General features: G+C 50.3%; 12 protein-coding genes and 1 tRNA gene. 1 reads left to right on the top strand and 12 read right to left on the bottom strand.

Translation table 11 applies throughout. The annotated features are described in order from the left end of the window. Positions 1–20 precede the first annotated feature (20 nt). Positions 21–803 carry a 3-hydroxybutyrate dehydrogenase gene (locus OSH01_RS12530; RefSeq protein ID WP_266124458.1) on the bottom strand — a complete coding sequence of 261 codons (783 nt, stop codon included), beginning with the start codon at positions 801–803 and terminating at the stop codon, positions 21–23. Positions 804–994: 191 nt separating this feature from the next. On the opposite strand from OSH01_RS12530, the gene OSH01_RS12525 reads away from it, so the two are divergent. Beyond that, positions 995–1,071, top strand: a tRNA-Arg gene (locus OSH01_RS12525). A gap of 296 nt (positions 1,072–1,367) precedes the next feature. Here the strand turns inward: OSH01_RS12525 and OSH01_RS12520 are convergent. The 11 genes from OSH01_RS12520 to OSH01_RS12470 all read right to left on the bottom strand — a co-directional run bounded on the left by OSH01_RS12520 (position 1,368) and on the right by OSH01_RS12470 (position 13,003). Then, positions 1,368–2,381 carry an XdhC family protein gene (locus tag OSH01_RS12520; RefSeq protein WP_266124457.1) on the bottom strand — a complete coding sequence of 338 codons (1,014 nt, stop codon included), beginning with the start codon at positions 2,379–2,381 and terminating at the stop codon, positions 1,368–1,370. Positions 2,382–2,772: 391 nt separating this feature from the next. Further along, positions 2,773–3,345, bottom strand: a complete 573-nt coding sequence (locus OSH01_RS12515) for a CoxG family protein (RefSeq protein WP_266124456.1) — start codon at positions 3,343–3,345, stop codon at positions 2,773–2,775. Positions 3,346–3,411: 66 nt separating this feature from the next. After that, entirely contained in the window at positions 3,412–4,203 is a 792-nt protein-coding gene (locus OSH01_RS12510) for an FAD binding domain-containing protein (RefSeq protein ID WP_266124455.1), read from the bottom strand. A 2-nt stretch (positions 4,204–4,205) separates the two neighbouring features. Further along, positions 4,206–4,685, bottom strand: a complete 480-nt coding sequence (locus OSH01_RS12505) for a (2Fe-2S)-binding protein (protein WP_266124454.1) — start codon at positions 4,683–4,685, stop codon at positions 4,206–4,208. Between the two features lie 63 nt (positions 4,686–4,748). Beyond that, positions 4,749–5,003 (bottom strand): hypothetical protein, encoded by a 255-nt coding sequence (locus OSH01_RS12500; protein ID WP_266124453.1) that lies wholly within the window; start codon positions 5,001–5,003, stop codon positions 4,749–4,751. 81 nt (positions 5,004–5,084) lie between these two features. Next, positions 5,085–7,577: a xanthine dehydrogenase family protein molybdopterin-binding subunit gene (locus OSH01_RS12495; protein ID WP_266124452.1), complete on the bottom strand. Its 2,493-nt coding sequence runs from the start codon at positions 7,575–7,577 to the stop codon at positions 5,085–5,087. After that, positions 7,570–8,544 carry an ABC transporter ATP-binding protein gene (locus OSH01_RS12490; RefSeq protein WP_266124451.1) on the bottom strand — a complete coding sequence of 325 codons (975 nt, stop codon included), beginning with the start codon at positions 8,542–8,544 and terminating at the stop codon, positions 7,570–7,572. Before OSH01_RS12490 ends, OSH01_RS12495 begins: the two co-directional genes overlap by 8 nt. Then, positions 8,541–9,545, bottom strand: a complete 1,005-nt coding sequence (locus OSH01_RS12485; RefSeq protein ID WP_266124450.1) for an ABC transporter ATP-binding protein — start codon at positions 9,543–9,545, stop codon at positions 8,541–8,543. Before OSH01_RS12485 ends, OSH01_RS12490 begins: the two co-directional genes overlap by 4 nt. Beyond that, positions 9,542–10,387, bottom strand: coding sequence for an ABC transporter permease (locus OSH01_RS12480; RefSeq protein WP_266124449.1), 846 nt, complete (start codon positions 10,385–10,387; stop codon positions 9,542–9,544). Before OSH01_RS12480 ends, OSH01_RS12485 begins: the two co-directional genes overlap by 4 nt. Next, on the bottom strand, positions 10,380–11,375 hold the full coding sequence (locus OSH01_RS12475; RefSeq protein WP_266124448.1) for an ABC transporter permease: 996 nt from the start codon (positions 11,373–11,375) through the stop codon (positions 10,380–10,382). Before OSH01_RS12475 ends, OSH01_RS12480 begins: the two co-directional genes overlap by 8 nt. Positions 11,376–11,386: 11 nt before the next feature. Then, positions 11,387–13,003, bottom strand: a complete 1,617-nt coding sequence (locus OSH01_RS12470) for an ABC transporter substrate-binding protein (protein ID WP_266124447.1) — start codon at positions 13,001–13,003, stop codon at positions 11,387–11,389. Positions 13,004–13,034: the final 31 nt, after the last annotated feature.

The following is a 13,034-nucleotide window of genomic DNA, read 5'->3' as shown; positions in this document are numbered from 1 at the left end:
TGACTGTTATCAAACACCGCTTAGCGGGCTGTCCACCCACCATCCATAGTGAGTGTGGTACCTGTAGTTTGACTGGCCGCATCGGAAGCTAAAAACACGGCGGCGGCACCTAATTGAGCAGGCAAGACAAACTGCAAAGAAGGTTGCTTTTCAGACAGCAACTCACGCGCGGCTTCTTCTATGCTTACACCCAACTTAACACTTAGCGCCTCAATTTGTTTTTCAACCAAGGATGTGCGCACCCAACCTGGGCAAATGGCATTGCAGGTGACGCCTTTTTGTGCGTTTTCCAGGGCAATGACTTTCGTCAAGCCTACTACGCCATGCTTGGCGGCCACGTAAGCAGACTTCTGTACGGATGCCACTAAACCGTGAACCGAGGCAATATTAATGATGCGCCCTGCCCCTTGCTTGTGCATGATAGGTAACGCCGCCGCTGCGCCATGAAATACTGCCGAAAGATTCAAGGCAATAATGGCGTCCCAACGCTCAGTGGGAAAATCTTCAACATTAGCGGTGTGCTGTATACCGGCGTTATTCACAAGAATATCCAATCCACCCAAAAGCTCGGCTGCCTGCTGCACAAAATCACGTGTGCTTTGCGCTTGGCTTAAGTCAGCATTCAGATAATAAGCCTTAATACCATACTTATTTTCTAGGCTCAGGCGCTCTTGCTCTATAGCGTCGGCCGCACCAAAACCGTTAATTACCACATCAGCACCAGCCGCTGCCAACGCATCAGCGATAGCCAAACCTATGCCGCTTGTAGAGCCCGTTACAATTGCACGCTTACCTTTCAGCATGAAAACCTCACTTGTGTAGACAGAGTTGAAACAATCCTACAGTGTACTCAGCCTCAATAAACAGCGTAAGTTAAAAATAAAGGTTAACGCGTCCTAAGCGCTAAGGACATTTACGTAGAGCAAGGAAATATAAAAAAACGCCGAACTTGCGTGACTTTCAAAAACACCCATGTTATAGTTACTTTCTCACAGCGGCTGTAGCTCAGTTGGATAGAGTACTTGGCTACGAACCAAGGGGTCGTGAGTTCGAATCTTGCCAGCCGCGCCATAATTTAGGGCCTTCCATAATGGAAGGCCCTACTCATTTCCTCATTGAAAATGAATTCTTGAGCATTAATGTTGGTGGTAAGTTTCACCAAGAAGCAAACATATCCCCCCACCTTATCGCTTATACGCCCGTAAGGCAGCTGGACTGCTTACCCGCTTTTGCGGTAAGCGCCTATACATACCTCAAGCTACCCGCGCAATACTAGTGATATGAAACGACCTATCCGTGCTACCCGAACACACTACAGGGAATGCCATCAGACACACACCGAGCCGTGACAGCTCTCTTCATGATGCTCATACGGCAACACCTAAATTATCTTTTGCGATGCGCACATTGAAATCTTGATGCAGCACAACGTTATTCTTGACTGCGATAATCTCTGCCATGATACTGACGGCAATCTCAGGCGGCGTCTTGCTGCCAATATAAATCCCTACTGGTCCGCGCAGCTTGCGCATCGTTTCTTCGGTTTGATCAAGATACTCGATCATACGGTCGCGTCGTGTATTCTGGTTACGCCGCGAACCGATAGCTCCCACATAGAACGCGTCCGAATGTAGCGCTTCAAGCAAGGCCATATCGTCAAGTTTTGGATCATGGCTAAGCGCTACTATGCAGGAACGTCGGTCAGGCTTGAAAGCTATCACGGCATCGTCGGGCATTTCTGACGTAACGATCGCACCTTCGATTGCCCAGGAACACGTGTATTCGTCGCGGGGATCGCACACAGTAACAGTAAAGCCTGAAAACAATGCCATGGTGCTTAAGCATGCTGCCAACTGACCAGCACCAATCAGCAGCATCCTGTATCCCGGTCCAAATATTGCCACCAAAACCGTGTCATCAAGCATCAAGCTGGTAGGACAATCAGTCACTTCAAGCGCGACACCACCCGTTTCGAGAGTGACGGTGCGTCTGACCAGCTTGCCATTCTTTAAATAAAGAATCAAACGTGCTAGTTGCTCCGCACAAGGGTTGTACTCAACGAGCAACTCAATGGTGCCACCACAGGGCAATCCAAAACGATGAGCCTCGTCTGCGCTCACTCCGTACACAAGCCTTTCAGTACCCGTTCGCGTATGCCACGATGTGTCTTCCGTGGAGCGGTGGCGAAAGATTAGATCGTCCTCAATGCAGCCACCCGACACCGATCCAATCACCGCACCGTCTTCACACAGCGCCATTATTGAGCCGACCGGACGTGGTGACGAACCCCAACTACGCACAACCGTAACAAGTATTCCAGCCTGCCCTTTAGCGCGCCAGTCAGAAATTGCCTTCAAGACAATAACATCCAGGTTTTCCAAATCCAACTCCGTTTCTTGCTTTTTACTCTAATTCTAACGCTCTGCTAACCGGTGGATCCTTGAGCCGTCCCTTATCAGCCTATTAATTGGAACGGTGTGTTGTATGACGTTGCAAAGATCAGCGTAAACATGATGTGCGGAACGCTCGCCACCAGACTTAACTCTGCCAACACTCTCCCCTGCTCATAGTCGGCGCACATAAGCTCCTAAATAATATATAGGGAGTCTGACCGAAACAGGCAAACGGCAAGCATCTTATTCACAGGAGAAGAGCAATGCAACAGCCTAGGCAAAACGTGATCTCTAAGTCTCAACGATGACCTTCACCCATACCAGTTGTAAGTCATCATTTGTCTGGACGTTGGTAAGCAGAAAAGTTAGTTGGTATTACCTATTCCGCCGTAAACAACCACGCCAGAATTACTACAACAGTTGCTGCAACAATCCACCATGCTCTGGATTTTACAGGGGCAACAGCGTCGGCTTTTTCAACTTGAATCTGAACTGTACTAGCATCAACGTTATTTTCCTTCGTATGTTTTTCAAATGCGCTGAAGAATTCGTCTGTCAATTTCTGAACCGTAGCGTCGATTAGACGCGACCCCAGCTGCGCCATTTTCCCCCCAACCTGGGCCGTCGCATTGTATTTCAGAAGAGTCTGCTCGCCTTCTTCGAGCAACTCCACATCAGCTGAGCCACGACCAAAGCCGGCCACCCCCCCTTGGCCTTCAAAGTTCAGGGTATAGCTTCGAGGTGCTTGGATGTTGGTCAGCTTTACACGCCCTTTAAAACGTGCACTAACAGGACCAATTTTTAAGGCTACCAAAGTATTAAAGCCGTCGTCGCCTTCGCGCTCCAACGACTCGCAGCCAGGAATACATGCCTTCAGCACATCAGGATTGTTCAAGGCATCCCAAGTCGCCTGCAATGATCCGGGAATCAGTCGTTCATCTTTTATTTCCATCCGTATTTCTCTCTAATCAGATATGTATCAAGAAATGCCAAGCAAACCGCTTGCCCAAAGCCAGATTTACGCCAATGCTTGGGCGACCGCTCGAGCGGCAATTACGCGTATTAAGTCAGCGCGATACTGGCAAGTTCCATGCATGTCGATATTAATACCCACTACATCCACATCAATTGATGTAACGGCGTCGGGATGGAAATGATGCGACAGCGCGTCTTCCATATCTATCTGACGAAATACTGTGCTTTTAGCCCCCGTCACAGCAAGCCGCACGGCCCCACCGAGCTTACTAACAAAAACACCGACCAACGCGAAGCGGGAAGCTGGCTGTTTGAACTTAACGTAAGCTGCCCGTTCGGGGATAGGAAAGCTTAATTCAGTAATCAACTCCCCGGGTTCTAAAGCTGTCTCATAAAGCCCCGTGAAAAAATCATCACTCTTGATCTCGCGCCGGTCGGTATGCACAATACCGCCTAGCCCCAGAAGAGCCGCAGGATAACATGCCGCCGGATCCGCATTCGCTAACGAACCACCGATGGTACCCATATTACGCACCATTGGATCGCCAATGCCCCCAGCCAGAACGGTAAGCGCAGGTATAGCCGCTCTAACATCAAACGATTGCGCTACGATAGCGTGGGTCGTCATCGCCCCGATCACGACACGACCCTCATCAACACGTATGCCTTTGAGGTCGCTTATGCCGCCCAAGTCAACAAGTCGTTCTGAGGCTGAAAGGCGCAGCTTCATGGCCTGAATCAGGCTTTGCCCGCCAGCCAGATAACGTGCATCACCTTGCATGCATTGCACCGCTTGAGCCCGACTTTCTGGTCGTTCATATTCAAAGTAGTACATAACTATTCAGTCCCTTGCTGTCCGCCAGCCTGCACGTGCTGTACAGAACGAACAATGTTTTGATAGCCGGTACACCGACAAATATTACCTTCCAACCCCACTCGAATTTCAGCTTCTGTCGCTTCAGGATTATTCTTCAGGAAGTCCACCGATGACATAATCATCCCAGGTGTACAGTAGCCACACTGCAGGCCATGGCACTCCCGAAAAGCAACTTGCATGGGGTGCAAGTTGCCTTCATTGCCCAGCCCTTCAATCGTAACAACATCGGCATTTTGGGCTTGCACCGCCAACATAGAACAGGCTTTGACTGCCTTACCATTCATATGAACAGTACAAGCACCGCATTGCGCCGTATCGCACCCGACATGGGTGCCGGTCAGTTGCAGATGGTCGCGTATCAGCTGGACCAGCAAGGTTCGCGGATCGACGACCCGGTCGACTGTATGTCCGTTAACAGTTAAAGAAAGTGAAATAGTCATACGATTTTCTTTATAAAGCGTCGATCCACCACGAGATCAGAACTCATTTATTGATACAAGGCGTCAATCAATGAGCAGCCCTGCCGACAATAGGCGTTTTTTCATTGCATCAAAGCCGCCTTTGTACTCCCAAGTCTGCACTGTATCGTGCGGGCATTTGATGAAAATGTAGTTAGCCGTAATGGACAGAATACGGTCAATCTGAATCAACTTTTCAACAAAACCATCAGCAGGTACATCGTCAATGACCAATTTGCGGTCTTCGGAATAGCCGTGGAACACTTGAGCAGCTTTAATGTGGGCGGAAATGTATTTCATAAAATGTCCATAAAAAATAAACAGGTAACGCAATTCTTGCAAAAAGTACTAACAAGGTGTTTTCGTGCTACTTCTCCTTCACTAAGCTTTCCCCCTTGCCTTGGCTTCCTGAATAGCCGTCCAAATCGCCAAAGCGGTCGCTGGCATCTGAATAGTTTCCACATTCAGATCACTCAGAGCATCTAACACAGCATTAATAATCGCCGGCGGAATCCCCACCGAACCGACTTCCGCACAACCCTTAGCGTTGAGTGGATTGTGTTCACAAGGAGTACTTTCTATTGCAATATTAAAATTCGGGAGATCATCTGCACGTGGCATGCAATAATCTTGGAAAGACCCCGTCAACAACTGTCCCGAGTCATCGTAAACACATCGCTCGTACAATGCCTGACCAATGCCCTGGGCCAAACCTCCATGTAGCTGGCCATGCACCACCATAGGGTTCACCACGGTACCCACGTCGTCAACGGCGACAATTTGGATAAGTTCGACCACACCAGTTTGGGGGTCTATTTCCAGTTCGCAAATATGGCAACCACAGGGATAGGTCCAGTTCAAGGGGTCGTAAAAGGCGATCTCGTCTAGGCCGGGCTCAACGTTTTCGATGGGATAATCGTGCAAGGTGTAAGCGGCGCGAGCTACCTCCTCAAAGCTGACTGTGCGGGAGCCCACATCTGTGTGAAACACCCCCTTTTTGAAGGTAACGCTATCATCTGCCACCTGCATCAAATGAGCAGCAATACGAACGCCTTTGCACAGGATTTTGTCCATGGCTTTTACAATTGCCGACCCCCCTAACACCAACGAACGAGATGCGGCGGTACCACGCCCAAACGCCACCTGATCAGTATCACCTTGGATAATTTTAACTTTCTCAATCGACACACCAAAACGATCACACACCAGTTGCGCAAACGTAGTTTCATGACTTTGACCATGGCTATGAGATCCGCTAAAGACGGTCACAGCGCCACTGGGATGTACCCGCACTTGGGCCGATTCAGCACGTCCACCGCGAGAACCCAGTTGACCTTGGACCTTGGATGGCGAACCACCGGCGATCTCCACGTATGTAGAAATACCAATTCCACGATACATGCCACGTTCACGAGCAGCACGCTGACGAGCCGGAAAGTCGTTCCAGCCGGCTTTTTCTAGTGCAACGCGCAAAGTCGCTTCGTGGTCACCCGAGTCATAAACCAGCCCACCTGGAGTGGCGTAGGGAAACTCATGAGCTTGAATAAAGTTTTGGCGCCGCAGTTCCACTCGGTCCCGCCCTATCTCCCGCGCTGCTTTATCTATAAGGCGCTCCAAGACGTAGGTGGCTTCAGGGCGACCTGCTCCACGGTAGGCATCAACACTATTTGTGTTGGTGAACGTGACGACCACATTACAGTGAATTTCCGGTATACGGTAAACACCTGACAGCAGGGGCGCATAATAAAACGTGGGAATCGCGGTGGCGCCGCTACTCAGATATGCCCCCACATTCGCCAAAGTTTTCACGCGTAAACCCAGAAATTTGCCGAACGCATCCATAGCCAATTCGGCTACGGTGCGGTGGTCACGTCCATGGGCATCGGTCAAAAATGATTCAGATCGGTCTGATGTCCAGCGCACTGGCCTACCCAGCTGTTTACTAGCCCAGCTCACCGTTGTTTCTTCAGGGTATAAAAATATTTTTGTGCCGAAGCCACCGCCAACATCAGGTGAAATCACTCGCATTTTGTTTTCCGGCATTTTCAGCACGGTATTACACAGCATGGAGCGGATCGTGTGCGGGTTTTGGCTTGTAGTGTAAAGCGTCATTTCCTGCATAGAGGAACTGTATATAGCGATAGCCGCACGAGGTTCCATGGGCGCAGCAACGAGGCGATTATTGGTTAGTTCGATGCGTGTAACGTGTTTCGCCATCTGGAAGGCGGCATCTACTGCCACTTGATCACCCAAGTGCCAGTCGCAGCAAATATTATTGGGTACATGATCCCATACCTGAGGTGCTCCGGGACGCACAGCCTCTTCAGTGCTGACCACTGCATCCAAGTGTTCATACTGAACATCCACCGCGTCCACGCCATCCAATGCCTCAATCAGACTTTCAGCAATCACAACGGCCACAGGTTCGCCCACATGACGAACCTTGTCGATCGCAAGCGGATAATGAGGAGGCTCAGCCATCGGATTACCTTCTGCGTCGTGAATCAGCCAACCGCAAGGTATACTTCCAACACCATCAGCCAACATATCATGGCCGGTGTACACTGCCACGACCCCCGGCAATTGAATGGCGTAGCTAATGTCAATACCCTCTATGTTCGCATGGGCATAAGGTGAACGCACAAAGCGGGCATACAGCTGCCCTGGGAAATGGTGATCATCCACGTATCTACCTTGACCCACTACAAATCGCTCGTCTTCAGTGCGTTTTACCGAATCGCCAATTCCAGTGGTTGGCTTGGAAACATCCCACGTCTGGGTTTTCTCGCTCGTGACATCTGCCACATTAGCAATTAGGTTGTCCTGGGTCATATCCATAGCATCATCTACCAAATAAAAAGAAGGCCTACTCATACAAGTGACAGGCAACCTGATGGCCTCTTGCCTCACCACCCGCCACAGCTTTCAGCTTTGGCGGCTGCATCGAACACTTTGGCATTACATGCGGGCAACGTGTATGAAACCGGCAACCCTGAGGCGGGTTGATAGGACTAGGCAATTCACCGATCAAGGTCTGACGGTGTCGTCGCAGGACGCTAGGCGGCTTAGCGACAGGAATTGCCGAAAACAACACTTGAGTGTAAGGATGCAAAGGCTTTTCCCACATTGATGACTTGGACGCAATTTCAACAATCTCGCCTAAGTACATCACGGCGATCCGGTCGGCTAGATACCCCACAACTGACAGGTCATGTGAAATAAACACATATGCCAGTCCATTTTCCGCCTGCAAACGCTTCAGCAAATTAATAATTTGTGCCTGAATCGACACATCCAATGCAGAAACCGGCTCGTCACACACAACAACCTTGGGTTCCAAAGCAATAGCCCTAGCGATCGCTACCCGCTGCCTTTGACCTCCGGAAAACTCATGAGAATAACGGTCAGCGTGTTCTTGGTGCAAGCCAACACGATCCAGCAATTCGCTGACCTGAACAGCTCGGTCAGAACGACGACCTATCCCATGAACATCAAAAGGTTCAGCCAGGATCTGACGCACCGTACGCCGAGGATTCAGCGACGCGTAAGGATCCTGAAAAACCATTTGTATATCGCGTCGTACCTCCCTAAGTGAGGCACGCGAAGCATGGGTAATATCTTGACCCATGAAAGAAATTGTCCCCGAATTCGGCTCTAGCAAACGGACCAGCGTACGGCCCATGGTCGATTTCCCGCACCCTGACTCCCCAACCACACCAAGGGTTTCACCCTCATTAACCACAAAGCTGACATCATCAACCGCTCGCACCGTGCCAGCGTTAGTGGCATAGTGCTTAACTAGGTTTTTTACTTTCAGTACAGGCGTAGCATTATCTTTCATAACAGCGTTCCAGCTTTGCGGTTAAAACAGGCCACTTGACGTCCGTCAGATTGTTCCGTAAGCATTGGCACATCTTGGCGACAACGACCCATGGAGTTGAGGCATCGCGGGGCAAAAGTGCAGCCTGCCCCCAAACGATTCAACGGGGGAACAGCACCGGGAATTTCCGCCAACTCGTGCACATCGGCCATATCCTCAATGTCTGGGCGCGGAACGCTGGCCAGTAAAGCCTGACTATACGGGTGACTTGGCGCTTGGAAAAATGACTCTGAATCGGACTCTTCGACCTTCCTACCGGCATACATCACCATGACACGCTGAGCCCATTCGGCCACGACACCCAGGTCATGAGTGATTAGAATTACACCCATACCCATTTCCGATTTAAGACGGTCGATCAGTTCTAATACCTGGGCCTGAATTGTCACATCCAACGCAGTAGTAGGCTCATCAGCAATCAGCACCTTAGGGTTGCACGCCAGAGCAATCGCAATGACTATTCGCTGTCTCATTCCACCTGAGAGGTGGTGAGGATACTGATCGAAGCGCTTGCCCGGCTCTGGTATACCGACCAGATCAAACAGTTCCAGCGTGCGCTTATGAGCAGCTTCAAAGGAACATGCGGTATGTTCGATGACGCTTTCGGCCACCTGCCGTCCCACTGTCATTAACGGGTTTAAGCTGGTCATGGGCTCCTGAAAAATCATAGACACGTCTTTTCCGCGAACCTTGCGCATTTCATCTTCACGTAAACTTGCCAGGTCACGGCCTAACAACAGAATCTGTCCACCAGCGGGACGTGCGATCCGATCGGGCAGTAGCCGCATAATCGAATAGGCCAGCATACTTTTGCCACAACCCGACTCTCCTACTACGGCTAACGTCTCTCCCGCCGCCACCTCCAGGCTGACGTTATTTACCACGGGAAACCACTGCGTCCGAGCAAAACGGAACTCGGTACGCAAGTCCCGAACTTCTAAAAGTGTCGCTTGCGCTTTCATTGCTTTAACCTCGGATTAAGTGCTTCGTTCAAAGCGTCTCCCGTAAGGTTGATCGCCAACACCGTCAACAAAATAGCAATACCAGGTATGGTCACCATCCACCACGCCGTACGGATAGCTGAGCGGCCAGCTCCAACCATAAAACCCCAGGTCATCACGTTCGGGTCGCCCAGGCCCAAAAACGAGAGACCAGACTCGAACAAAATAGCTGTGGCTACCATCAAAGAACCAGCCACGGTAATAGTAGACAGAACATTGGGAAGAACCTGAACCATCATAATCCGCAGATCTTTCATTCCCAAAGCGACACAGGCATGAACAAACTCTGCGTTCTTGACTCGGATAACTTCGGCACGCACCAAGCGGGCCAGAGGCGCCCAGGAAACAATAGCAATCGCACCAATAATATGAGTCAATGTTGACCCCAGCACCGCCACGATCACTATTGCACCGATGAAGCTAGGAATCGTCTGAAAAAATTCCGTGATGCGCATCATCAACGTATCGACGCGACCACCATAGTAACCAGACAGTCCGCCAATCACTGTGCCAAGCAGCACAATCACCAGCGTGGATACAGTGCCAACCAAAAGCGAGATCTGCGCGCCATACGCAATACCTGCAGCAACGCTACGGCCCAGCATATCGGTACCGAACAGGAACTCACCAAAAGGCTGGCTGAACGGCAAGCCGACCATTTCGAAGGGGCCATCTGGAAAAACAAACGGTGCCGAGATCACCAAGGAAAAAATACCCGTCAGAATCACCATTCCGATGATGGCATTGGGGTTACGCCAGAAGCGCCCCCATACTGTACTTTGCTGCGTCATCTCATCAGCCATGGCTTGATCTCCTTAATTCAATCCGTGGGTCCACAAGCGTATAAAGCAAATCAACCACCGCATTGGTGACAACCACCATAATGGAGCTTAAAAAGAAGATCCCCAGCAGCAAATTAAGGTCACGGGCGAATAGGGACTCATATGCCAACAGTCCCAACCCCGGCCAACCAAATACAGACTCCACAATGACTGACCCTCCCAGCATGCCCGAGACTTGCACCCCTGCCATCGTCAAGACAGGCAAAATAGCATTACGCAGACCATGCCGCCGTACGATTTTTCCTTTGTGCAGCCCTTTGGCCTTTGCCATATTCACAAAGTCCATCCTAAGAGTTTCCAGCATTGATGCACGCATCAAACGTGTGTAGAGCGCCATATAGAAAAATGACAACGTCACCGCGGGCAGGACCAGATGATGCGCCACATCCAGCACATAACGCCACCCTTCGTACCCTGCGCCAATGGTAATAATGCCACTAGTTGGAAACCAGCCAAGATTCAACGAAAAAACAATGATGAACATCAGGCCGACCCAGAACAGCGGCGTCGCATAAGACACAATTGCAAATACCATGATCGCAATGCCAACAACACTGCGTCCCTTCATGGCAGCAATCGCCCCTAGGAGAACACCAAAACCAACCGAGATGATCATCGATGCAACCATCAGTAACGCCGTAGCCCCAAGTCGCTCAAAAATCAAGTCTGCGACATCGCGTCCATGGCGAAACGAATACCCCATATCAAACATCAGAATATTCTTCATGTAATTGAAGAATTGCTGGTAGAGGGGCTGATCCAGGCCGAACTGAGCACGGATCTGTTGCATATACTGCTCGCTTGCCGCGCCGGCTTCACCTGCCAATACCTGCGCAGCATCACCTGGCGCCAGTCTTATCAAAAAAAAGTTAACGATGACGATGGCAAAAATAATTGGCACCCCGTGCAACAGCCTTCCCAGTACGTATTTACCTCGAGCTAACCACATAAGAGTCCTTACTACTTCTTAATCCAGGTGTCAGCTAAACCGCCACGCACACCAAATGGAGAGGTAATCAAATCTTGCACATCAGAATGCTGCATAGACACCAAAGCCTTTTCCATCAACCAAATCATAGGGCTGTCCTCAACCAGTTGCCTTTGCAAGTTATGGAAGAGTTCTGCGCGTTTAGCCGGATTAGTTTCGATCTGGGCTGCTTCCCACATAACATCAACGTCGTGGTTTTCATAGCGAGACGTGTTAGCGTAAGGAACGGGACGAATATTTTTCGACCAAAAATAACGCATCAGTCCTAGAGAAGGATCTGCCATGCCAATCGGCCAACCAGAAGCCATCCAGAAATCATATTCCCCGCCATAAACTTGGCGCATAAACGTTGGTGCATCACTGTTACGCAGCTCAACATCGATACCAACTTTTGTCAGGGCTTGCTTAATATATTCGCCCATGCGCCGCCAGTCTTCTCCGTTAGGCGCGACGTCATGCACAATCTTGAAGCGAATGCCGTCCTTACCTCGCAGCTGACCCGCTTCGTCCAGCAGCTTGTTGGCGATATCTAAGCGATCCTCAACGTCAAAGCGACGAACACCTTCTTCGGTGTACAAACCCGAGGGCTCGTACACTGACGACAAGGGCCCCATGGCCGGCTTACCAAAACCATACCAAATAGCATTGGTAATGAAGTCGCGGTCAATAGCATAAGCAATTGCCTGACGGACACGCTTGTCATCCATCGGCGGCCTCTTCGTGTTCAGTTCCAACGTAATAACCGGAGCCAGCGCCTCATAACCTCCTTCAGCGATTTCGATTTCTGGCAATTCTGCTAAACGTCGCATTTCTACCGGATTAATGGAACCAAACGTAGCAACATGTACTTCACCGCGCTCAAGCGCCGCCGAGCGAGTTGATGCATCAGCGATAAAGCGGAAAATTACGCGATCAAGGTAAGGACGCCCTTCGCGCCAATAATTTTCGTTTTTTTCAAGCTCAATGAAGCTACCTTTGTCCCAGCGGGCGAATTTGAACGGACCAGTTCCAATCGGAGCGTTGACAGCGGGGTTGTTACGGATGTCCGTATCTTCGTATATATGCCGCGGCAGGATCGGCACCTCCAGGCTAGACAATCCCTTCAGCATGGGTGGGTAAGGATGCACCAGATTAAGAATGACAGTATGTTCATCAGGCGTATCGATGCTTTCAACCGGCCCCAGGTTTTGCTTCCCGCGCGGGTGATATTCCTTCACGATATTCAGCAACGTAAACTGAACGTCAGAACTGGTAAAGGGCTCGCCGTCATGCCAATAAACACCTTTGCGCAGATTAAACGTGACCGTTTTACCGTCTTCACTAACCTCCCAAGATTCGGCCAATGAAGGCAGCGGATTCAAGTCCATATCGTATTCAAGCAAGCCATCAAACAGCTTAGTTGCGACTTCGTTCGTTGTAGGCGCTGAACTTAGTGCGTTTGTGATAAGCGACGGCTCGGGTGTGGTGGTGATGACCAGGCTACCACCATACTCAGGCATAGGCTGGGATAAAACCGGCGATGCTACCGCCGCGGTCAATAGCACACAACCGAACAGGGCTATGGTTTTTTTAATACTTGTTAAAGCCATACTGCCTCCTTAGTTACATCATTAGTATGTG

Origin of the sequence: Alcaligenes endophyticus (assembly GCF_026344035.1) — a bacterium.
GTDB lineage: Bacteria > Pseudomonadota > Gammaproteobacteria > Burkholderiales > Burkholderiaceae_B > Alcaligenes > Alcaligenes endophyticus.
This window is presented reverse-complemented; position numbering and strand designations above follow the sequence as displayed.